Genomic DNA, 21711 nt, shown 5'->3' with positions numbered 1-21711 from the left:
GGCGGTCCTAGACGACGGCGCCGTGGTCCGGGTCCTCCGGCTCGTCCTCGTCGCGGTCCTTCATCCGGGCGACCAGGGTGACGAAGCCGCCGAGGAAGGCGGTGACCCCGACCCAGGCGGGCCAGCCGGAGATCTCCCGCCACACCACCGCGTCGATCAGCAGCAGGGCCGGGCCGCCGAGTACGGCCAGCCAGGCGAACTTGGCGGTGGTGTCGGCGGGCGGCAGCGGCGGGGGCTCCGGCGGGACGAAGTGGCCCTCGTCGGTGTCCTCGGCCAGCTCGAAGTCACGCGGACCCGGGGCCGAGGCCGGGAGGACGGGACGGCCGGAGCGGGCGCGCGGCTGCGGGGCGAGGTCCGAGAGGTCGTCCGGGTCGCCCTGGCCGGCCTTGGGGCCGCCGTCCTTGTAACCGTCCTTGTAGCCGCCCTTGAGTTCGTTCTGCGCCCGGAGGTTCTCGACCTCGGGCCAGTTGGGGTTGGTGAGGTCGACCGGGTCGTCGAACTGGGCGACCAGGGCCGCGAAGATCGCGTCCTGCTCGGCCTGGCTGCGCTCGGGAGCGCTGCGGCGCGGGCGGGACGGCGCCGCAGCCGTGGTGTCCTCCCCGGCGGGCCCCGCCGGCGCGGCGCCGTCGGCCTCCGTACCGCCCGCGGCCGGGCCGCCCTGGACGCCGCTGTCCTGGACGCCGCTGCTCTGGACGCCGCTGTTCTGGACGCCGCCGTTCTGGACCGTGCCGTCCCCGTGGACGGTGGCGTTCCCCCCGCCGGCGGTGTCCCCCTGGGCGGTGGCGTCCTTCGGCACACCGTCGGTGCGCGCTCCGTCCGTCCGCGCGCCGTCCTCGCGGGGCTTGTCGTCCCCGCCGCCCGCCGTGCTGCTCTCGTGCACTTCCGGCCCTTCAGCCATGGTGATCGTCGGATTCGGCCCTGTCGGCGCCCGCCGCGTGCGCGGGAGCCAGCCGTCGGATGAAGTCCAGGCTCGCCGCGAATATTTCCGCCGCGTCGTGGTCCAGCGTCGCGACGTGGAAACTGCGCTGGCACAGCCGTTCCGTCACGTCCGTCGAGGATATCCGGGCCAGCACCAGGTCCGAGTTGGCCGGCGAGACCACGTGGTCCTGCGGGCTGTGGAAGAGCAGCACCGGCTGGGTCACCTCGGGCAGCCGCCGCTGGACCTCCTGCCACAGCCGGCTCAGCGACCGCGCGGCGTGCAGCGGTGTCCGGTCGTAGCCGAGCTCCCGGGCGCCGGGCTTGTGGATGTCGTTGGCGATCCCCGGGATGCTCGGGACGAGGTGTCGCAGCACCGGCAGCAGTACCCCGGCGGGGTTGTCCGAGCGCACCGACGGGTTGACCAGCACCAGCCCGGACACCGTGGCGCCGTGCAGCGCGGCCAGTCGCAGCGCCAGCGCGCCGCCCATCGACAGCGCGCAGACGAACACCTGCTCGCACTCCTCGGCGAGGGTCAGCAGCTCGCGCTCGACCGTCGCGTACCAGTCCTCCCACCGGGTGACCTGCATGTCCTGCCAACGGGTCCCGTGCCCGGGCAGCAACGGGAGCGAGACGGTGAACCCGGCCGCCGCCAGTTCCTCGGCCCACGGCCGCAGCGACTGGGGGGACCCGGTGAAGCCGTGGCACAGCAGCACCCCGACCGGTCCGCCACGGTGGCGGTACGGTTCGGCACCGGGCAGCAGCGGCATGGCGGACTCCTTCGCGGGCGGGTGGCGCTGGGGGAGGGGACGCTGAGAGGGGAGCTGCAGGAATCCGCATCGTCCCACGCCCCGCGCCGGGACGTACACCCCCTACGGCGGGCCCGGGCACAGCGGGTGGCCGCGGGGCATTAGGATCGACCGGTCCGCATAACAGGAGGCCCGGGTTGTTCTACCGACTGATGAAGATGATCGTCGCGCCACTGCTTCGGATCTTCTTCCGGCCGTGGATCGAGGGTGAGGAGAACATCCCCACCGAAGGTGCGGCGATCATCGCGAGCAACCACCTTTCCTTCTCGGACTCGTTCTTCTTCCCCGCGCTGATCAGGCGTCGGGTGACCTTCATCGCGAAGGCCGAGTACTTCAACACCCCTGGCCTCAAGGGCCGGTTGACCGCCGCCTTCTTCAAGGGCGTCGGCCAGCTGCCGGTGGACCGCTCGGGCGTGCGCGGCGCCGGCGAGGCCGCGATCCGCAGCGCCATCGCGGTGCTGGACCGCGGCGAGCTGTTCGGCGTCTACCCCGAGGGCACCCGCTCGCCCGACGGCAAGCTGTACCGCGGCAAGGTCGGCGGCCTGGCCCGGGTCGCGCTGGCCACCGGCGCCCCGGTCATCCCGGTCGCCATGATCGACACCGAGAAGGTGCAGCCGCCCGGCCAGGTGGTGCCCAACTTCGGCATCCGCCCGGGCATCCGGATCGGCCGCCCGCTGGACTTCTCCCGCTACCACGGCATGGAGAACGACCGCTTCATCCTCCGTTCGGTGACGGACGAGGTGATGTACGAGATCATGCGGCTCTCCGGCCAGGAGTACGTGGACATCTACGCGACCGCCGCCAAGCGGCAGATCGCCGACGAGAAGAAGAAGGCCGACGCCGAGCGCCGGGCCGCCGCCAAGGCGGAGAAGGCCGAAGCCGCCGAGGCCGAGAAGGCGGCGGAGGCGGAGAAGGCCGCGCAGCAGGAACAGAACGGCACCGGGTCGGCCTGACCGACCCGGTCGGGTCCAGGGGGAGGGGCCGGGAGATGGCGGACGGCGCGAGAACGGGTGCCGCGGTGGGCGGCGCGGTGGCGGCCGGCGGCATGTCCGTCGAGCTCCCGCTGTGGAAGGCGATCTCGTACTTCCGGGTGCTGGCCCTCTGCTACGCCCTGCTCCGGTACTTCAACTCGTACCTGCACTTCCTGCACCCGGTCGCGGGCTGGATCTACTTCGGCGCGCTGATCCTCTGGACGCTCGCCAGCACCCGGGCCTTCGCCAACCCGCAGCGCTGCACCTGGTACGTCCTCGGCTTCGACCTCGCCCTGGCCGTGACCGGCATCGTGATGAGCGGGATGACCGACGCCCCGGCCCGGATCAGCCACGGCGCGCCCACCCTGCCGACCATCTGGGCGGCCGGCACCGTCCTCGGCTTCGCCGCCAAGGGCGGCTGGCGCCCGTCGGCGGCGGCCGGCGCGGTGATCGGGGTGGCCAACATCCTCTTCCACGGCGGCCCGACCGGCGACAACATCCACAACATCGTGCTGCTGCTGGTGGCCGGCTGCGCCATCGGGTACGTGATCGAACTGGCTCGGGCCAGCGAGGCCACCCTCACCCGGGCGCTCCAGGTCGAGGCGGCCACCCGGGAGCGCGAGCGGCTCTCCCGGGACATCCACGACGGCGTGCTCCAGGTGCTCGCCCTGGTCCAGCGCCGGGGCGCCGAGCTGGGCGGGGGCGGCGGCACCGGCGGCGGTAGCAGCAACGGTTCCGACTTCGCCGAGCTGGGCCGCCTCGCCGGTGAGCAGGAGCGCGCGCTGCGGGCCCTGATGACCGGCGGCCCGCTGCCGGCCCAGCGGACGCCGGAGCCGGACCGGGCCGAAGCGGTCGACCCGGCCGGACCGTGCGACCTGACCGTACTGCTGCGCCGCTACGCCGACGAGCGGATCACGCTCTCCGCCCCCAGCACCCCGGTGCTGCTGCCCGGCCCGGCGGCGGGTGAGCTCGCCGCGGCGGTCGGGGCGGCCGTCGACAACGTCCGCAAGCACGCCGGGGGGTCGGCCCGGGCCTGGATCCTGGTGGAGGACGAGCCGGAGGCCGTCACGGTCAGCATCCGCGACGACGGCCCGGGCTACGCTCCCGGGCGGCTCGGCGAGGCGGAGCGGGCCGGGCGGTTGGGCGTCTCCCAGTCCATCCGCGGCCGGGTGCTGGACCTCGGCGGCACCGCCGAGCTGCACTCGGCGCCCGGGGAGGGCGTCGAGGTCGAACTGCGCGTTCCGAGAAAGGCCTCTCAATGACCGACCAGCCGATGACCGACCAGCCGGCCGCCGGGCCGCAGGCCACCGACCGGCCGGTACGGGTGATGGTGGTGGACGACCACCCGATGTGGCGGGACGCCGTCTCGCGCGACCTGGCCGAGGCGGGCCTGGACGTGGTGGCCACGGCGGGCGACGGCGAGGAGGCGGTGCGCCGCGCCCGGGCCTGCTCGCCGCAGGTGGTGGTGCTGGACCTCAACCTGCCCGGCCTGCCCGGCGCCGAGGTGTGCCGTCAGGTGGTCGGGCACGACCCGGCGGTCCGGGTGCTGGTGCTGTCGGCGAGCGGCGAGCACCAGGACGTGCTGGAGGCGGTGAAGTCCGGGGCGACCGGGTACCTGGTGAAGTCGGCCGGGCGGGAGGAGCTGCTGGACGCGGTGCGCCGTACGGCCGTCGGCGACGCGGTGTTCACGCCGGGCCTGGCCGGGCTGGTGCTCGGCGAGTTCCGCCGGCTGGCCGCCGAGCCGGCTCCGGCCTCGGCACCGGCCGTCCCGCAGCTGACCGCCCGGGAGACCGAGGTGCTGCGGCTGGTGGCCAAGGGCCTGTCGTACCGGCAGATCGCCGACCGGCTGGTGCTGTCGCACCGGACGGTGCAGAACCACGTGCAGAACACCCTGGGCAAGCTGCAGCTGCACAACCGGGTGGAGCTGGTGCGGTACGCGATCGAGCAGGGGCTGGACGAGGAGCTGTAGGACCGGTCCTCGAACTCCCGCCTGCGGGGCGGGAGTTCGAGGGCCCGGCCCGGGGCCGGATCAGCCCCGGACGGCCGCGGCCTCGCGCAGCAGGGCGGCGACGATGTCCACGCCGTCCCGGGTGAGCACCGACTCCGGGTGGAACTGCAGGCCCGCGAAGCCGGGGCCGCGCAGCGCGTGGACGTCGCCGGTGGCGGCGTCCCGGGCGACCTCGACGCCCTCGGCGGCGAGCCGGGCCGCGTCGGCCTCCGAGCAGCGCGCGGTGAAGGTGTTGTAGAAGCCGACCGTCCGCTTGTCGCCGAACAGGTCGATGCGCTCCTGGGCGCCCTGGTACGGGACGGCCTTGCGGCCCAGCGCGAGCCCGAGCTCGGCGGCGAGCAGCTGGTGGCTGAGGCAGACCGCGAGCAGCGGGGCCGTCCGGGCGCCGGAGCGGACGGCGGCCAGGGCGTCCGCGACGACCGGGCGCAGCACCGCCATCTTGGGGTCGTCGGCGAGCGCCGGGTCGCCCGGGCCGGGGCCGAGCACCAGGGGGCCGCGGTGGGCCGCGACCAGTTCGCGCAGGCCCGGTCGGTCGAAGCGGACCACGGTGACCTGGTGGCCGAGCGAGGTCAGCAGGTGGGAGAGCATCGAGGTGAAGGTGTCCTCGCCGTCCACGACCAGGGTCGGCAGGGCCTCGGTGACCCGGGACGGCGCCTGCATCCGCAGCCAGAACGGGGCGAGGTCGGCCCGGCGGGAGTCCAGCGCGGCCTGTACCCGGTGGTCGTCGGCGAGTCGGGGCCCGCCGGGGTGCGGCAGCCGGGCGGGGGCGGGCCGGGCGCCGATCGCGGTGAGCACCCCGGCCGCCTTGGCGTGGGTCTCGGCGACCTCGGACTCGGGGACGGAGTGGCGCACCAGGGTCGCGCCGACCCGGACGACCAGCCGCCCGGTGGCCGGGTCGATGTCGGCGGTGCGGATGCAGATCGGCGAGTCGAGCAGCTGCCCGCCGCTCGCGGAGCGCCCGATCAGGGCGAGCGCGCCGGAGTAGTAGCCGCGCCCGGTGGGCTCGTAGCGGCGGATCACCCGGGTGGCGTTCTGCACCGGGCTGCCGGTGACGGTGGCGGCGAACATCGTCTCGCGCAGCACCTCGCGGACGTCCATCGAGGTGCGGCCGCGCAGCTCGTACTCGGTGTGGGCGAGGTGGGACATCTCCTTGAGCCGGGGGCCGAGCACCTGGCCGCCGAGGTCGCCGACCGTGCACATCATCTTGAGTTCCTCGTCGACCACCATGGTGAGCTCCTCCAGCTCCTTGGGGTCGTGGAGGAAGCGCAGCAGCGAGTCGAGGTCGGAGCCGCCGGCCGGGTAGCGGTAGGTGCCGGAGATCGGGTTCATCACGACGGTGCCGCCGCTCTGCCGGACGTGCACCTCGGGGGAGGCGCCGACCAGGATGCGACCCGGCCCGCCTCCGGCAGGACGTTCCCCGGTGTGCACCAGGAAGGTCCAGTACGCGCCGCGCTCCTGCTCCAGCAGGCGGCGGAACAGCGTGAGGGCGAGGGCCGGCCCGAAGTCCTCCAGGGTGGCGTGGAAGTCGCGCCGGATCACGAAGTTGGCGCCCTCGCCGTTGCCGATCTCGTCGTCGATCACCCGGCGGACGATCGCCGCGTACGCCTCGTCGTCCACGTCGAAGGCGCCGCCGGACAGCCGGACCGGCTCCTGCGGCAGGGCGGCGGTGAAGGCGGCCAGCGGCAGGGCGTACTGCTCGGTCACGGCGAGGGCCTGCAGCGGGGTGCCGTCGTCGTGGGCCTCGAAGCCGCGCTCGCGGATCTGCCGGTACGGGACCAGCGCGAGCAGGTCGTGGACCGGTCCGGCGGCGGGGATGCCGGCCCGGACCGGCAGGTCGGCCAGGGTCGGGTAGCTGTCGACGGTGCCCAGCAGCACCTCGACGGTGTCCGGGGCGTGCCGGGGGGTGCGGCGGTGCAGCAGGGCGAAGGCGGGGGCGCCGGGGGCGGTGAGGCGGGCGAGCAGCTCGGCGGGGGTGGTCACGAGTACGGCTTCCTTCCGGGGTGGATGGCGAGGGCGGTGCGGGTTCCGCTCCCGGAGGGCCGTCTGCTCCGAACGCACGACGGCCGCCCCGAGGGGCGGCCGTCGTGTTCGTCTAGGAACGCGCGATCGGTGGGCCACCCAGGGGGGAGGCCCACCACCAGGAGTGGTTGCGGGGCGCGTGCATGGGGTCGAGCGTAGCGGACGAGGCCGTGCGGGTGAGTCCGCTCACCCGAGATGTCCGGGACGCGTCTCACCCATCGGGCAATGGTCACGGAACGCTCGCGGCACCCCGTAGCCTTGCCGTGTGACCGCAACGACTGAGACAACGAGGACTGGCCACTCCTGGCAGTCCCTGCCCGCGGCGCAGCAGCCTGAATGGCCGGACCAAGAGGCTCTGCGCAAGACCCTTGCTGAGCTCGCCTCCTATCCGCCGCTCGTCTTCGCCGGCGAGTGCGACCAGCTGCGCGCCCGGCTCGGCGCCGTGGCACGGGGGGAGGCCTTCCTCCTCCAGGGTGGCGACTGCGCCGAGGCCTTCGACGGCGTGTCGGCGGAGCACATCCGCAACAAGCTGAAGACGCTGCTCCAGATGGCCGCCGTGCTGACGTACGCGGCCTCGGTGCCGGTCGTGAAGGTCGGCCGCATCGCCGGCCAGTACTCCAAGCCGCGCTCGAAGTCGACCGAGACCCGGGACGGCGTGACCCTGCCGGTCTACCGCGGCGACTCGGTGAACGGCTTCGAGTTCACCCCCGAGTCCCGGATCCCGGACCCGGAGCGGCTCAAGCGGATGTACAACGCGTCCGCCGCGACGCTGAACCTGGTGCGCGCCTTCACCACCGGTGGTTACGCCGACCTGCGCCAGGTGCACGCCTGGAACCAGGACTTCGTGCGCAACTCGCCGGCCGGCCAGCGCTACGAGCAGCTCGCCCGGGAGATCGACAACGCCCTGGCGTTCATGAACGCCTGCGGGGTGGCCCCGGAGGAGTTCAAGACCGTCGAGTTCTTCTCCTCGCACGAGGCGCTGGTCCTCGACTACGAGACCGCGCTGACCCGCGTGGACTCGCGTACCGGCGAGCTGTACGACGTCTCCGGCCACATGGTGTGGGTCGGCGAGCGCACCCGCCAGCTGGACCACGCGCACATCGAGTTCGCCTCCAAGATCCGCAACCCGATCGGGGTCAAGCTCGGCCCGACCACCTCGGTGGACGAGGCGCTCGCCCTGATCGAGAAGCTGGACCCGGAGCGCGAGCCCGGCCGGCTGACCTTCATCACCCGGATGGGCGCGGGCAAGATCCGCGACCACCTGCCCACCCTGGTGGAGAAGGTCACCGCCTCCGGCGCCAAGCCGGTGTGGATCTGCGACCCGATGCACGGCAACACCTTCGAGGCCTCCAGCGGCCACAAGACCCGCCGCTTCGACGACGTCCTGGACGAGGTCAAGGGCTTCTTCGAGGTGCACCGCGCGCTGGGCACCCACCCGGGCGGCATCCACGTGGAGCTGACCGGCGACGACGTCACCGAGTGTGTCGGCGGCGGCGACGAGGTGCTGGTGGACGACCTGCACCAGCGGTACGAGACGGCCTGCGACCCGCGGCTCAACCGCAGCCAGTCGCTGGACCTGGCGTTCCTGGTGGCGGAGATGTACCGCGGCCAGTAGGTCCTGAGCAGGGCGAATGTGACGAAGGCCCCTCCGGATTCGGGATTCCCGAGCCAGGAGGGGCTTTTTCATGCCCGGATCGCCGGGTAAGGTGAGGCTTAGTGAACTAAGGCAAGCCTTAGTCAAGATCCACTCCGTGCCCCACGGCGCTTCACCCCGGGAGAGACCGCGATGTACGTGTGCATGTGCCATGCGGTCACCGAGGACCAGGTGAAGAAGGCGATCGACGGCGGTGCCAACACCCCCCGCCAGATAGCCAAGGGCTGCAAGGCCGGCACGGACTGCGGGTCCTGCGTGCGCCGGATCCAGGCCCTGCTCGGTGAGCACGGCGCCCGGCCCTGCCCGACCGCCCGGCTGGCCGCGAAGCTCGGCCTCGCCGACCCGGAGGCCCAGGACGCGCCCGCGCCGGCCGCCGTGAAGCCGGCCCCGATCGCGCCGGTCGCCCCGGTGCTCCCGCTGCGGGTCGCCTGAGGCAGGGGCTCAGGACTCCGGCTGCTCGATCAGCTGGGCGAGGTAGAGCGCCTCGCCGAGCTTCTCCAGGAGTTCCAGCTGGGTGTCCAGGTAGTCGATGTGGTGCTCCTCGTCGGCCAGGATGTCCTCGAAGATGTTCGCCGAGGTGACGTCGTTCTTGGCCCGCATCACGACGATCCCGCGCTTGAGCCGGTCGATCGCCTCGACCTCGATCTGGCGGTCCGCCTCGAACATCTCCTTGACCGTCTGGCCGATCCGGACGTGGAACAGCCGCTGGTAGTTGGGAAGCCCCTCCAGGAACAGGATCCGGTCGGTGAGCGTCTCGGCGTGCTTCATCTCGTCGAACGACTCGTGCCGGGTGTACTTGGCGAGTTTCGTCCAGCCGAAGTTCTCCTGCATCTTGGCGTGCAGGAAGTACTGGTTGATCGCGGTGAGCTCGGCCGTGAGTTGCTCATTGAGGAACTCGATGACCTCCGGGTCGCCCTGCATGGTGCTGCCTCCCTGCGCTACGTCCTGCGGTGAGTCCTGCGCTGCGCATCCTGGCACCGTATCGGGAGGAAATTCCAGTAAGTTCACACTCACTAGGACATGTGTCGGAATATCCGATTTGGGAGATAAGTGGGGGGCGCACGATCGACCATTGGCCCGTACGGGCGGGGCGTGCACCCGGGCCAAGGGGCGCGCGCTGGGGCCCGTCCGCCGTCTGTCACCATGGAGCCATGGGTCAGTCCGAACAAGAACCGCTTCCGCCGTCTGACCCGACCCTCCCCCCGGGGCAGCGCGCGCAGCGCGGCTGGCCGGCCCTGCACTACGGACCGGTGCCCCGCTTCAAGCCGCTGACCTGGGACCTCCAGGTGTTCGGGGCCACCGCCTCGGCGGAGAAGCACAGCTGGGACTTCGCGGCCTTCACCGCGCTGCCGCGCACCACCGTGGTCGCCGACCTGCACTGCGTCACCAAGTTCTCGATGCTCGGCAACGAATGGACGGGCGTGCCCGCGGCCCTGCTGCTCGACCTGGTGCCCCCCTCGCCCGGCGTCACCCACGTCATGGTCTGGGCCGAGTACGGCTACAGCGCCAACCTGCGGCTGGCCGACTTCGCCGACCCGCACACCGTGCTCGCCACCCACCGCAACGGCGAGGCGCTGACCGCCGAACACGGCTTCCCGGTGCGCCTGGTGGTGCCGCGGCTGTACGCCTGGAAGGGCCCCAAGTGGGTGCGCGCGGTGGAGTACATGCGGGCCGACCGGCGCGGCTTCTGGGAGGAGCGCGGCTACCACAACCAGGCCGACCCGTGGCGCGAGCAGCGCTACTCCTACCAGGAGGAGCCGGGCGACGGGCCGCTCCGCTGAGCGGTGGACCCCGTGCGGGCCGAGCGGTGAACCCCGTCAGAACAGCGAGAAGTTGACCGTCACCACGGTCTTCTGCGGGCGCCGCTCGCCGGCCGCCGGGGACTGGCTGCCGACCTTGCCCATGCCGAGCGTCCAGTCCGTGCCGGCCTTCATGGTGAAGCCCGCCGCCTGCAGCGCCCGCTGGGCGTCGTCCCGGCTCATCCCGCCGACGTCCGGGACCGGCACCATGCCCTTGCTGACCACCAGCGAGACCGCGGAGTTCTCCGGCAACTGCTGCCCGGCCGCCGGCGTGCTGCTGATCACCGAGCCCTCCGGCACGGTGTCGTTGTAGGTCTGGGTCACCCCGCCCCTGGTCAGCTGGGCGCCGGCCAGAGCGGCGGCCGCGTCGTCCGCGCTCTTGCCGGTGACGTCCGGCACGGCGATCCGCTTGGGGCCCTTGGAGAGGGTGACCGTCACCGGGTCGCTCTTGCGGGTGCGCGCGCCCACCCCGGGGTCGGTGGAGATCACCTGCCCGGCCGGGACGGACTCGCTGAACACCTCGACGAAGCGGCCGTGCATGCCCTCGCCGTCCAGGATCCGCTGCGCCTGCGACCGGTCCTTGCCGAGCACGCTCGGCACCGAGCCGTACAGCCCCTCGGAGATCCCGTAGGTGACCCCGCCGACCGCCAGCACCAGGGCGGTCAGTGCGGCCGCCCAGAGCAGCGCCTTGCGCGGGAGGCGGCGCGCCCGGCCGGGCCGGCGGGGCCGGACCGGGGTCGGCTCGTCGTACGGGCGGGGCTCGACCAGCAGCTGGTCCAGCAGCTCGGCCGGCACGTCCAGCACGCTGGTGCGCTCCGCCGGCGGGGCGTCGGCGGGCCCGGGGAGCGGCTGGATCACCGAGGTCGGCTCGCTGGTCGGGTAGCGCGGGCTGGGCCGGGTGGAGGCCGGCGGCTCGGCGTCCAGCTCCTCCGGGGTGAGCGTGCGGCGGACCCGCTGGAGGGCGGCGAGCAGCTCCACCGCGTCGTACGGGCGGGCGTCGGCGGCCCGGGCGCAGGCGCCGGCCACTATGGCGTCCAGCGCCGGGGCGACGGCGGGGGCGGTCAGCGAGGGGGCGGGGACGTCCTCGTGCAGGTGCTTGTACATGACCTGGACGGGGTTGTCGCCCGTGTGCGGACGGCGGCCGGTGAGCATCTCGTACAGCAGGATGCCGGCCGCGTAGACGTCGACCCGCTGGTCGGTGGGGGCGTCCGGGAGGATCTGCTCGGGGGCCAGGTAGGAGACGGTGCCCATGACGGTGCCGCCGGTGGCGGTGCTGGTCGAGGTGGGCGCGCCGTCGGCGCTGCCGAGCACCCGGACCAGGCCGAAGTCGGCGACCTTGACCAGGCCGGTCTCGGTGATCAGCACGTTCTCCGGCTTGACGTCCCGGTGGACCAGCCCGGCCCGGTGGGCGGCGCCGAGCGCGGCGAGCACCGGTTCCAGCACGTCCAGGGCGGCCCGGACGGACAGCGCGCCGCGGTCGCGCAGCAGGTCGCGCAGGGTGCGGCCGGGCACGTACTCCATGGCGAGGAAAACGTTTCCGCCGTCCGCGCCCTGGTCGAAGACGTTGACCACGTTGGGGTGGGTGAGCTTGGCGACCGCCTTGGCCTCGCGGATGAAGCGGGCGGTGAAGCCCTCGTCCCCGGCGAGCTGGGGGTGCATCACCTTGAGGGCGACCACCCGGTCCAGCCGGGTGTCGGTGCCCCGGTACACGGTGGACATCCCGCCGGTCGCGATGCGCTGCTCGACCCGGTACCGGTTGTCGAGCACGGTACCGATCAGGGGGTCGTGCAGTGCCATGTCCACCCGGGGGAGTCTAGTGGGGCGGGCGCGGGCCGGTCCCGGCGGACACCGCCTCCGGGACCGGCTTGTGACATCCGCTACGGGTTCAGAACGCCGGCCGCTCGCGGGTGTCCAGGTCGGCGCGGCCGGCCATCGCCGAGGAGGCCTCGGCGTGGAAGCGGCGCGGGATGCGCCCGGCCCGGTGGGCGAGCCGGCCCGCCTCGGCGGCGTGCCGCATCGCCTCGGCCATCAGCACCGGGTCCTGGGCCCGGGTCACCGCGGAGGCGAGCATCACCGCGGCGCAGCCCAGCTCCATCGCCAGCGCGACGTCGGAGGCGGTGCCGGCGCCCGCGTCCAGGATCACCGGGACGCCCGCGCTCTCCACGATCAGCTGGAAGTTGTGCGGGTTGCGGATGCCCAGCCCGGAGCCGATCGGCGAGCCCAGTGGCATGATGGCCGCACAGCCGACGTCCTCCAACTTCCGGGCCAGCACCGGGTCGTCGTTGGTGTACGGGAGCACCGTGAAGCCGTCGTCGACCAGCGTCTCGGCGGCCTCCAGGGTCTCGATCGGGTCCGGCAGCAGGGTGCGCTCGTCGGCGATCACCTCCAGCTTCACCCAGTCGGTGCCGAGTGCCTCGCGGGCCAGCCGGGCGGTCAGCACCGCCTCGCCGGCGGTGAAGCAGCCGGCGGTGTTGGGCAGCACCCGGATGCCGTTGCGGGTCAGCACGTCCAGGACGGAGCCCTGGGTGTTCGCGTCCACCCGGCGCATGGCCACGGTGGTCAGCTCGGTGCCGGAGACGAGCAGGGCGCGCTCCAGGACCTCCAGGCTCGGCGCGCCGCCGGTGCCCATGATGAGCCGGGAGGAGAAGGTCGTCCCGGCGATGGTCAGCAGGTCGTCGGCCATGGTTCAGCCTCCCTGGACGGCGGTCAGGATCTCGATCCGGTCGCCGCTGTCCAGCGTCGTCCCGGGCCATGAACTGCGCGGCACCACGGCCTCGTTGAGGGCGGCCGCGACGCCGGAGTTGGCGGCGCTGACGGTGGCCACCAGTTCGGCGAGGGTGGTGGCGGCGGGCAGCCGGCGGGGCTCGCCGTTGACGGTCAGGGCGATCTCGTTCGGGGCGGTCTCGGTCGGGGCGGTCTCGGTCGGGGCGGTCTCGGTCGGGGCGGTCTCGGTCGGGGCGTTCTTGTTCGGGGCGTTCTTGTTCGGGGCGTTCTTGTTCGGGGCGGTCTCGGTCATGCGCAGGCCTTCGCGACGGGGGTTTCGGGGGAGAACCGGGTCGGCGTGAACGGCCGTGCCAGGTCGGGGACTTCGCCGGTCGCCAGGTAGTCGGCGAGCAGGTCGGCGGTGACCGGGGTGAGCAGCACGCCGTTGCGGTAGTGGCCGGTGGCGGCGACCAGTCCGGGCAGGGCGGTCGGGCCCAGCAGCGGGGCGTTGTCCGGCGAGCCGGGGCGCAGCCCGGCGGAGGTCTCGCGCAGCGGGAGTTCGGTGATCCCCGGTACCAACTCGTGCGCGTCGCGCAGGAGTTCGTACACCCCGCCGGCGGTGACGGTGGTGTCGTAGCCCTGCTCCTCGGTGGTCGCGCCGATCACCAGCTCGCCGTTCTCCCGGGGGACGAGGTACAGGTGCTGCCCGCGCACCACCGCGCGGACGTTGCGGGACAGGAACGGCCGGTAGGCCTGCGGGATGTGCAGCCGGACGATCTGCCCCTTCACCGGCCGCACCGGGGGCAGCACTCCCGCGGGCAGCCCGGGCAGTCGGTGGCTGTGCGGGCCGGCGGCGAGGACCACCTGCTCGGCGGTCAGGGACTCCCCGTCGTCCAGCCGGGCGCCGACCGCGCGGCCGCCGTCCACCAGCAGCTCGACGGCCTCGGCCCGGTGCAGCCGGACGCCGGCCCGCTCGCAGGCGGCGACCAGGGCGGTCAGCAGCCGGCGCGGATCCACCTGGTGGTCGTCCGCGACGTGTAGGCCGCCGCGCACGCCGGGGGCGAGCATCGGCTCCAGCCGGCGGGCCTCCCGGCCGGTCAGCCAGCTGGAGTTCAGGCCCAGCCGCTGGTGGAAGGCGTGCAGTTCGCGCAGCTCCGCGCGGTCGTCGGAGTCCAGGGCGACGGCGATGGTGCCGCAGCGGCGGTAGCCGGTGTCCAGGCCGCCACTGGCTTCGGTGAGCTCGGCGGCGAAGGACTCGTACCGTTGGTTGGAGGCCATCCCGAGGTGCAGCAGCGGCTCCTCGCCGTACTGCAGCTCGGTGACCGGGGCGAGCATCCCGGCGGCGACCCCGGCCGCCCCGCGGCCGTGGCCGGGGTCGACCACGATCACGTTCCGCAGCCCGCGTTGCGCGGCGCGCCAGGCGACGGCGAGGCCGATGACGCCCCCGCCGATCACCAGCACGTCGGCGCGGCTGCCCGATGGCATGCGTGACAAAGCTGCTCTTCTCCCTTCGCCGGTATGACCCGGATCAGGTTCGGACGGTCGCAGGCCGTGCCAGCCCGCCTCTCAGCCCGGTCCGCCGGGCTCCCGTGTGGTGCGTCCACCTTAACGCCGGGGGTCGGCCCGGCCGAAGGGCCGTGTGAGGGGTGAGACGGGGGCGGCCCCGGCGGTGTCGGGCGGGCGAGCGGTCCGGTGGTGAGCGGCTCAGAGCCGGTTCAGCGGTGCTGGGTACAGTGACGGGCGTGGCAGAGCTGAGCGGAACGGACCGGGTGGCCGTCGTCGTCGGAGCCGGGCTGGCCGGGGCGCAGTGCGCCCTGCGGCTGCGGCAGGGCGGCTGGCCGGGGCGGATCGTCCTGGTCGGCGAGGAGCGGCACGCGCCGTACGACCGGCCGCCGCTCTCCAAGGACGTGCTGCTCGGCAAGACCGACGCCACCACCCTGGACATCGACTACGGGCCGCTCGGCATCGAACTGCTCACCGGCCGCCGGGCCACCGGGCTCGCCCCGGGCGTGCTGCGCACCGACGGCGGCGACCTCCCGTACGACACGCTGGTGATCGCCACCGGCGCCACCCCGCGCGCCCTGCCCGGGGCCGAGCGCGCCCACCTGCTGCACACCCTGGACGACGCCCTGGCGCTGCGCGCGCTGCTGCGCCCCGGGCTGCGGCTGGTGCTGGTCGGCGCGGGCTGGATCGGCGCCGAGGTGTCCACCGCCGCGCGGCAGGCCGGCTGCGAGGTCACCGTGGTCGAGGCCGGTCCGGCGCCGGTGCCGGGCGCGCTGCCGACCGCGGTCGGCTCGGCGATGGCCGCCTGGTACGCCGAGGCCGGGGTCGACCTGCGCTGCGGGGTCGGGGTGGCTGGCGTAGAGCCGGGGGCGGTGCTGCTGGCCGACGGCTCCCGCCTGCCGGCCGACGAGGTGGTGGTCGGCATCGGCGCCCGGCCCGCGACCGGCTGGCTGGCCGGCTCGGGCGTCGAGCTGGACGCCTCCGGAGCGGTCGTGGTGGACGGGCGGCTGCGCACCGGCCTGCCCGGGGTGTTCGCGGCCGGGGACTGCGTCAGCTACCCGTCGGCCCGCTCGGGCGCCCGGCTGGCCGTCCAGCACTGGGACCACGCGCTGCAGTCCGGCTCCGCCGCGGCCGCCGCCGTGCTCGGGGCGGACGCGCCGTACGACCCGGTGCCGTACTTCTGGTCCGAGCAGTTCGGGCGGATGGTCCAGTACGCCGGCCGGCACGCCGAGGGCGACGAACTGCTGTGGCGCGGCAGCCCGCAGGAGGCCGCCTGGTCGGTGCTCTGGCTGCGCGACGGGGTGCCGAGCGCGCTGCTGGCGGTGGACCGGCCGCGCGACCTCACCCAGGGCCGGAAGCTGATCGAACGCGGTGCGGTGCTCGACCGGGCGCTCGCCGCGGACCCCACGGTGGCGCTCAAGGGAGCCGTCGCGGGGTAGCGAGTGGTGCGCGGCGGGCCGCGGAGGTGGCAGTCTGGTGGCGTGAGTGAGATCGAAAGCAAGATTGAAGCCCTGGTCACCGACTGGATGTACCTGCCCGACATCTCGGAGCAGTGGGGGGTCCGGGTCACCGAAGTGCGTGACCTGGTCAAGAACGGCGGCCTGATCGCCGTCCGGCGCGGCCCGAACAAGTCGCTGCAGGTCCCGGCGGCGTTCATCGACGGCCAGGGGCTGGTCAAGCACCTGTCCGGCACCCTGACCGTGCTGCGGGACTGCGGGTACAACGACGTGGAGATCCTGGAGTGGCTCTTCACCGAGGACCCGTCGCTGCCCGGCAGCCCGATCCAGGCGCTCCGGGAGAACCGCGGCACCGAGGTCAAGCGCCGCGCCCAGGCGATGCTGATCTGATGGCGGCGGACACGCTGCGCGCCCGCCTGGCCGACGCCCGGCTCTACCTGTGCACCGACGCCCGTCGCGAGCAGGGCGACCTGGCCGAGTTCCTGGACGCGGCGCTGGCCGGCGGGGTGGACATCGTCCAGCTCCGCGACAAGGGCCTGGAGGCCAAGCAGGAGCTGGCGGCGCTGGAGGTCTTCGCCGACGCCTGCCGCCGGCACGGCAAGCTGCTGGCCGTCAACGACCGCGCCGACGTCGCCCACGCGGCCCGGCCGGACGTGCTGCACCTGGGCCAGGACGACCTGCCGGTGCCGGCCGCCCGGGCGATCCTCGGCGAGGACGTGCTGATCGGCCGCTCCTGCCACGCCGAGTCCGAGGTGGACGCGGCGGTCGCCGAGCCCGGCGTGGACTACTTCTGCACCGGCCCGGTCTGGCCGACCCCGACCAAGCCGGGCCGCCACGCGCCGGGCCTCGGCCTGGTCTCGTACGCGGCGCGGCAGGCCACCGACCGGCCGTGGTTCGCGATCGGCGGGATCGACCTCGGCAACCTGGACGAGGTGCTGGCCGCCGGGGCCCGCCGGATCGTCGTGGTCCGGGCCGTCACGGCGGCCGAGGACCCGCGGGCCGCCGCCGCCGAGCTCGCCCGCCGGGTGCGCGCGGCGGCCTGACGGCCTCCGGGGCCGTCGCCGCCGTCGTCTCTCAGTACTTGCGGACGGTGGCGGCCTCGGCCAGCGCCAGCAGCACCGCGCGGGCCCGCTCGTCGGCGAGCGGCGCCGCCGCCAGCGCGGCCAGCGACTCCCGCATCAGCTCGTCGATCCGGGCCTCCACCAGCTCCGGCGCCCCGCTGCGGGCGATCAGCTCGCGCAGCCCGGCCACCTCCTCGGCGGCCAGGTCCGGTGCGCCGAGCCGGGCGTCCAGGTGCCGGGCGTCGGCCTGCGGCAGGCCCCGCATCGCGTGCGCGACCAGCAGGGTGCGCTTGCCCTCGCGCAGGTCGTCCCCGGCGGGCTTGCCGGTGACGGCCGGGTCGCCGAAGACGCCGAGCAGATCGTCCCGCAGCTGGAAGGCCTCGCCCAGCGGCAGCCCGAACGCGCCGAGCGCCTCGACCAGCTCCGGCCCGGCCCCGGCCAGCAGGGCGCCGACCTGGAGCGGCCGCTCGATGGTGTACTTCGCCGACTTGTAGTGCAGTACGGTCCGGGCCCGCTCCGGCGCGCCCTGGTCGGCGGAGTCGCCGGCCACCGGCTCCAGCACGTCCAGGTACTGGCCGAGCATGACCTCGGTGCGCATCAGGTCGAACCGCGGCTTGGCGGCCAGCACGGCGGCCGGGTCCAGGCCGGAGCGCAGGAACAGCTCGTCGCACCAGATCAGCAGCAGGTCGCCGAGCAGCACCGCGGCCGAGGCGCCGTACTGCTCGCGGTCGCCGCGCCAGCCGCTGTCCCGGTGCAGCGCCTCGAAGCGGCGGTGCACCGAGGGCAGGCCGCGCCGGGTGTCGCTGCGGTCCATCAGGTCGTCGTGCACCAGGGCGCTGGCCTGGAGCAGCTCCAGCGCGGCGGCCGCGTTGGCGATCCCGTCGCCGTCGGCGGGGCCGCCCGCGGCGCGCCAGCCCCAGTAGCAGAAGCCCGGGCGCAGCCGCTTGCCGCCGTCGAGCAGGAAGTCGCGCAGGGCGTCGGCGGCGGGCGCCAGCTGCGGCGAGATCGTGCCGAGCAGCGCCGACTGGCCGGCCATGAACGCGGCGAGGGCCGCGTTGACGCGGGTGCGGACGTCCTCCACGTCCATGGGGTTGGCCGGCCGGGTGCTGGACGAGGTCACGATGATGCTCCGCTGGTTCGCTGGGGTGCAGCAAGCGTAGCGGGGCGGCCGGGAACGGATGTGCGAGCAGGGCCGCCGGGGGCGCGCGGGGCGGCCGGTGCGGAAGCGGAGGCACGTCCACTACTTGTCCCGAATCGTGGGATCGAGTTGTCCGGCCCCTTCGGGCGCCGGATAACCTGCCAGCATGGCACTCGGCATCGCTTCCACGAGACCGGACCGCGCACAGACGGTCCGCGAGCTCCTGGCGGCCGGAAAGCGCTCCTTCTCCTTCGAGTTCATGCCGCCGCGCACGGAGGTCGGCGAGCAGAAGCTCTGGGACGCCATCCGTCGACTCGAACCGCTGGACCCGAACTTCGTCTGCATGACGTACGGCGCCGGCGGCTCCTCGCGCGAGCGCACCGTCAACATGGTCGGCCGGATCGCCACCGAGACCACGCTCACCCCGGTCGCCCACCTGACCGCGGTGGACCACTCGGTCGCCGAACTGCGCAACATCATCGGCCAGTACGCCGACCAGGGAGTGCGGAACGTCCTCGCGGTCCGGGGCGACCCGCCCGGCGACCCGATGGGCGAGTGGGTCCGTCACCCGGACGGCGTCACCTACGCCTACGAGCTGGTGGAGCTGATCAAGGGCATCGGCGACTTCTGCGTCGGCGTCGCGGCCTCGCCGAACATGCACCCGCGCTCGGCCGACTGGGACGAGGACATCCGGCACTTCGTCGCCAAGGTCCGCTCCGGCGCGGACTACGCGATCACCCAGATGTTCTTCGAGGTCGACGACTACCTGCGCTACCGCGACCGGGTCACCGCCGCGGGCTGCGCGACGCCGATCATCCCGGAGATCATGCCGGTGACCAACGCCAAGCAGCTGGAGCGCTTCCCGCAGCTCAGCGGCTCGGCCTTCCCGGCGGAGCTGGAGGCCCGGCTGCGGGCCGTCATCGACGACCCGGCGGCGCTGCGCGCGATCGGCATCGAGCACGCCACCACGATGGCCGAGCGGCTGCTCGCCGAGGGCGCGCCCGGTCTGCACTTCATCACGCTCAACCACTCCACGGCGACGCTGGAGATCTACCAGAACCTGGGGCTGCACCAGCGCTGATCACCGCTGTTCACGGGCCTGTCACCGCCGTCCGGTGGCGGGCCCGGTCGGGTCCGGCCGGTGCCGCCGAGGGCGGGAACGCGATGCGGTACCCCGGCCGTTGAACCGGTACAGTCGCCGCACACGCGCGGCCGGCGCGGGCACGCGACTGGAGGTAGCGCGCGGATGGGCATCGGATACCTGCTGCTGTACGTCGCGTTGGCGGTGGTGGCGCTCTGGCTGGTCGCCGAGGTGCTGCTGCAGAACCGGGCCCCGGTGCACTGGCGGGCGCTCGCCCTGGTCGGCTTCCTCGGGGTGGCCGTCGGTATGGGCCTCGGCTCGGTCCTGGTGATCGGTGCCGGAGCGGGCCTGTTCGCGGTCGGCCAGACCTTCGTCACCCTCTCGGTCAAGAAGGGGTACCAGGCCGGCTGGTCGCTGCGGAAGGCCGACGGCAGCCTGCCCGGCCCGCTCGCCAAGGTGCCCCTGCTGGGGGCCCTGACCGGCGGCGCGGCGGTCGCGGCCGCGGCGGCCGAGGAGAAGCGGGTCGGCGAGGTCAGCGCGGTCGAGGAGACCCCGGCCCCGGACACCGCCCCGGACACTGCCCTGGCCCCCGAACCGCTCGCCGAGGACGCCCCGGAGGTCGAGCGGACCGCCGCCTTCGAGCTGCGGGAACTGGCCCAGGACGGTGTCTACGCCCCCTCGTACTACGAGCAGCCGCAGGCCCAGCAGCAGCCGCAGGACCCGTACGCCCCGGCCTACCAGTCCGGCTACGAGCAGCAGCAGTGGCAGCCCCAGCAGCAGCCTGCCTACGCCTACGACCAGCAGTCCTACGGCGGCTACCCGCAACAGCAGCAGCAGGACCCGTACGGCGGCTACCAGCAGGCCCAGGCCCCGTACGCGGGCTACCAGCAGCAGCACCAGCAGGCCTGGGACCCGAACGCCCAGCAGCACCAGCCGCACGGGCACCAGCCGCACGAGCAGCAGCAGTGGCAGCCCCAGCCCGAGCAGCACGGCCAGGGCGTCCCGCAGCAGCCGGCCTACGACCAGAACTACGGCTACCAGCAGCAGAACACCTGGCACCAGGGCTGACCGGCCCGGGCCGGCGTCACGCCGGGCCGATCAGCCCGGCGGCGATGCAGGCCGACATGCCGGCCCGGGACAGCCCGCCGCCCGGGTGGGCGTTGCCGCCGACCAGCAGCAGGCCGGGGACGGGCGACTCGTTGGCGGTGCGCAGCCACCGGCCCCCGGCGCCGGCCAGCGCGGGCCGGGCGACGGCGCCGGCCAGGGCGCCGGTCTCCCGACGGGTGTCCTCGGGCGTGCGCACCACCCGCCACAGGACCCGTTCGCGCAGGCCCAGGCCGGCCGCGTCGACGTGGGCGAGCAGCCGGTCGGCGTAGCGGTCGGCGACCCCGGGGGCGGTCCAGTCGAACCCGTCCAGGGCCGGGACCGTCGCGGTCAGCACGACGGACTCGTGGGCGTCGTCCGGCCGCAGCGCCGGGTCGTCCGGGCGCAGCACCTGCACGGTGGGGCGGTCGCACAGCGGGCCGGCGCCGGTCAGCGCGGCCTCCTCCGCGGCCGGGTCGGCCGCGTGCACCACCGTCCGGTGCGCGGTGCCCTCCGGGCGCGCCCCGCGCAGGGCCAGCAGCACGCCGAACCGGCCGGGCACCCCGCGCGGCTCCCACTGCTCGGCCGGTCGGCCGGGCCACTCGGCGAGGCCGTGGCGGTGCAGCGCGCCCGCGTCCATCGCGGAGACCACCAGGTCGGCGTCGATCCGCCCGTCCGCCGTCTCCACCCCGCACGCCCGGCCGTCCTCGACGAGCACCCGGGTGACCGGGGTGTCGAAGCGGAAGTCGACCTTGCGCAGCTCGCAGCGCCGGAACACGGCGTCGGCCAGGGCCCGCAGGCCGCCCCGGACGTACCAGACGCCGAAGGACTGCTCCATGTACGGGAGCACGGTGGCCCCGGCCGGGGCCTCGCCGGGGGCGAAGCCGTACCGGACGGCGGCCTCGGCGAGCAGGGCGGTCAGCCCTGGGTGGCCGCCGAGCTCGCGGACGGCCACGTCCCGGAGGGTCCACGGCCGGGGGCGGCGCAGCCGGGCCAGGCCGGTGGGTGCCGGGACGGGGTACGGGTCGGTGCCCAGGAAGGTGTGGCCGGCCGGGAGCGGCTCCTCCAGCAGCGGGCGGCGGGTGGCCTCCCAGACCGTCCGGCCGTGGTTCATCACCGTGCTCCAGCGGGCGCCGGAGCCCGCGCCGAAGGCGGTGTCGAGGGCCTGGCCGACGCCGCCGCGGGAGGCGTTGGGGAGGGTGACGGCGGTGCCGTCGGGGAACAGGTGCCGGCTCTCCGGCTCCACCGGCGCCAGCTCGACCAGCTGCTCCAGCGGCTCCTTGCCGGTCTTGAGCGCGAGGTCGCGGTAGACGGCGGGCAGCGGCAGCAGGCCGGGCCCGGTGTCGAAGGCGAAGCCGTCGCGCTCGTACCGGCCGACCATGCCGCCGTAGCCGCCGCCCGCCTCGCAGACCGTCACCCGGTGACCGATGGTCGCCAGCCTGGAGGCCGCCGCGAGCCCGCTCATTCCTGCGCCGATGATGACGATCCGTGCCATGGCACCCGATCCTAG

At 74.1% G+C, this 21711-nt stretch carries 21 protein-coding genes and 1 riboswitch; of the genes, 11 read left to right on the top strand and 10 right to left on the bottom strand.

Annotation, left to right across the window (positions count from 1 at the left end):
- Window positions 1–7 precede the first annotated feature (7 nt).
- Both ACIQWA_RS28805 and ACIQWA_RS28800 read right to left on the bottom strand, forming a co-directional pair.
- Window positions 8–880, bottom strand: a complete 873-nt coding sequence (locus tag ACIQWA_RS28805) for a hypothetical protein (protein WP_402487451.1) — start codon at window positions 878–880, stop codon at window positions 8–10.
- Window positions 881–890: 10 nt separating this feature from the next.
- Window positions 891–1685 carry an alpha/beta hydrolase gene (locus ACIQWA_RS28800; protein ID WP_402487449.1) on the bottom strand — a complete coding sequence of 265 codons (795 nt, stop codon included), beginning with the start codon at window positions 1683–1685 and terminating at the stop codon, window positions 891–893.
- 176 nt (window positions 1686–1861) lie between these two features.
- Between ACIQWA_RS28800 and ACIQWA_RS28795 the strand changes: the two genes are divergently transcribed.
- From ACIQWA_RS28795 to ACIQWA_RS28785, 3 genes are read left to right on the top strand one after another with little or no spacing between them, the layout of a single operon-like run.
- The gene (locus ACIQWA_RS28795) at window positions 1862–2677 is read left to right on the top strand and encodes a lysophospholipid acyltransferase family protein (protein ID WP_360227851.1); all 816 of its coding nucleotides are present in this window, start codon (window positions 1862–1864) and stop codon (window positions 2675–2677) included.
- Window positions 2678–2712: 35 nt separating this feature from the next.
- Entirely contained in the window at window positions 2713–3957 is a 1245-nt protein-coding gene (gene macS / locus ACIQWA_RS28790; RefSeq protein WP_402487447.1) for a MacS family sensor histidine kinase, read from the top strand.
- A complete protein-coding gene (locus ACIQWA_RS28785) occupies window positions 3954–4664 on the top strand; it encodes a response regulator transcription factor (RefSeq protein WP_360227845.1) in 711 nt (236 codons plus the stop codon). Before macS ends, ACIQWA_RS28785 begins: the two co-directional genes overlap by 4 nt.
- 60 nt (window positions 4665–4724) lie before the next feature.
- On the opposite strand, the gene ACIQWA_RS28780 is transcribed toward ACIQWA_RS28785, so the two are convergent.
- The gene (locus tag ACIQWA_RS28780) at window positions 4725–6683 is read right to left on the bottom strand and encodes an anthranilate synthase family protein (protein WP_402487445.1); all 1959 of its coding nucleotides are present in this window, start codon (window positions 6681–6683) and stop codon (window positions 4725–4727) included.
- 304 nt (window positions 6684–6987) lie between these two features.
- Between ACIQWA_RS28780 and ACIQWA_RS28775 the strand changes: the two genes are divergently transcribed.
- Both ACIQWA_RS28775 and ACIQWA_RS28770 read left to right on the top strand, forming a co-directional pair.
- The gene (locus ACIQWA_RS28775; RefSeq protein ID WP_402487444.1) at window positions 6988–8337 is read left to right on the top strand and encodes a class II 3-deoxy-7-phosphoheptulonate synthase; all 1350 of its coding nucleotides are present in this window, start codon (window positions 6988–6990) and stop codon (window positions 8335–8337) included.
- A 171-nt stretch (window positions 8338–8508) separates the two neighbouring features.
- A complete protein-coding gene (locus tag ACIQWA_RS28770; protein WP_402487442.1) occupies window positions 8509–8808 on the top strand; it encodes a bacterioferritin-associated ferredoxin in 300 nt (99 codons plus the stop codon).
- Between the two features lie 9 nt (window positions 8809–8817).
- Here ACIQWA_RS28770 and bfr read toward each other — a convergent pair whose 3' ends face one another.
- Window positions 8818–9297: a bacterioferritin gene (gene bfr / locus ACIQWA_RS28765; RefSeq protein WP_188303977.1), complete on the bottom strand. Its 480-nt coding sequence runs from the start codon at window positions 9295–9297 to the stop codon at window positions 8818–8820.
- Window positions 9298–9527: 230 nt separating this feature from the next.
- Here bfr and ACIQWA_RS28760 point away from each other — a divergent pair, with 230 nt between their 5' ends.
- Window positions 9528–10157: a molybdopterin-dependent oxidoreductase gene (locus ACIQWA_RS28760; RefSeq protein WP_402487439.1), complete on the top strand. Its 630-nt coding sequence runs from the start codon at window positions 9528–9530 to the stop codon at window positions 10155–10157.
- A gap of 36 nt (window positions 10158–10193) precedes the next feature.
- Here ACIQWA_RS28760 and pknB read toward each other — a convergent pair whose 3' ends face one another.
- From pknB to thiO, 4 genes are all read right to left on the bottom strand, one after another.
- Entirely contained in the window at window positions 10194–11972 is a 1779-nt protein-coding gene (gene pknB, locus ACIQWA_RS28755) for a Stk1 family PASTA domain-containing Ser/Thr kinase (RefSeq protein ID WP_402487594.1), read from the bottom strand.
- 88 nt (window positions 11973–12060) lie between these two features.
- The gene (locus tag ACIQWA_RS28750; RefSeq protein ID WP_360227829.1) at window positions 12061–12858 is read right to left on the bottom strand and encodes a thiazole synthase; all 798 of its coding nucleotides are present in this window, start codon (window positions 12856–12858) and stop codon (window positions 12061–12063) included.
- Between the two features lie 3 nt (window positions 12859–12861).
- Window positions 12862–13191 (bottom strand): sulfur carrier protein ThiS, encoded by a 330-nt coding sequence (thiS, locus tag ACIQWA_RS28745; RefSeq protein WP_402487437.1) that lies wholly within the window; start codon window positions 13189–13191, stop codon window positions 12862–12864.
- Window positions 13188–14363, bottom strand: coding sequence for a glycine oxidase ThiO (thiO, locus tag ACIQWA_RS28740; protein WP_402487436.1), 1176 nt, complete (start codon window positions 14361–14363; stop codon window positions 13188–13190). The genes thiS and thiO overlap by 4 nt, the downstream gene beginning before the upstream one ends.
- Window positions 14364–14366: 3 nt before the next feature.
- Window positions 14367–14479: riboswitch (TPP riboswitch) on the bottom strand.
- A gap of 132 nt (window positions 14480–14611) precedes the next feature.
- Here thiO and ACIQWA_RS28735 point away from each other — a divergent pair.
- From ACIQWA_RS28735 to thiE, 3 genes are read left to right on the top strand one after another with little or no spacing between them, the layout of a single operon-like run.
- A complete protein-coding gene (locus ACIQWA_RS28735) occupies window positions 14612–15820 on the top strand; it encodes an NAD(P)/FAD-dependent oxidoreductase (protein ID WP_402487434.1) in 1209 nt (402 codons plus the stop codon).
- Between the two features lie 42 nt (window positions 15821–15862).
- Window positions 15863–16228 carry an Rv2175c family DNA-binding protein gene (locus ACIQWA_RS28730; protein WP_360227820.1) on the top strand — a complete coding sequence of 122 codons (366 nt, stop codon included), beginning with the start codon at window positions 15863–15865 and terminating at the stop codon, window positions 16226–16228.
- Complete coding sequence (gene thiE / locus ACIQWA_RS28725; RefSeq protein WP_360227817.1) at window positions 16228–16881, top strand: thiamine phosphate synthase; 654 nt, start codon at window positions 16228–16230, stop codon at window positions 16879–16881. Before ACIQWA_RS28730 ends, thiE begins: the two co-directional genes overlap by 1 nt.
- 31 nt (window positions 16882–16912) lie before the next feature.
- On the opposite strand, the gene ACIQWA_RS28720 is transcribed toward thiE, so the two are convergent.
- Entirely contained in the window at window positions 16913–18019 is a 1107-nt protein-coding gene (locus ACIQWA_RS28720) for a polyprenyl synthetase family protein (RefSeq protein WP_402487431.1), read from the bottom strand.
- Window positions 18020–18203: 184 nt separating this feature from the next.
- On the opposite strand from ACIQWA_RS28720, the gene metF reads away from it, so the two are divergent.
- Together metF and ACIQWA_RS28710 are read left to right on the top strand one after the other, a co-directional pair.
- Entirely contained in the window at window positions 18204–19118 is a 915-nt protein-coding gene (gene metF / locus ACIQWA_RS28715) for a methylenetetrahydrofolate reductase [NAD(P)H] (RefSeq protein ID WP_360227811.1), read from the top strand.
- Between the two features lie 165 nt (window positions 19119–19283).
- A complete protein-coding gene (locus ACIQWA_RS28710; protein WP_402487429.1) occupies window positions 19284–20186 on the top strand; it encodes a hypothetical protein in 903 nt (300 codons plus the stop codon).
- Between the two features lie 16 nt (window positions 20187–20202).
- On the opposite strand, the gene ACIQWA_RS28705 is transcribed toward ACIQWA_RS28710, so the two are convergent.
- Window positions 20203–21696 carry a phytoene desaturase family protein gene (locus ACIQWA_RS28705; protein WP_402487427.1) on the bottom strand — a complete coding sequence of 498 codons (1494 nt, stop codon included), beginning with the start codon at window positions 21694–21696 and terminating at the stop codon, window positions 20203–20205.
- Window positions 21697–21711: the final 15 nt, after the last annotated feature.

The organism is Kitasatospora sp. NPDC098652 (assembly GCF_044760155.1).
GTDB lineage: Bacteria > Actinomycetota > Actinomycetes > Streptomycetales > Streptomycetaceae > Kitasatospora.
Note: the sequence above shows the minus strand (reverse complement) of the source record. Positions and strands in the feature narration are given on the sequence as shown.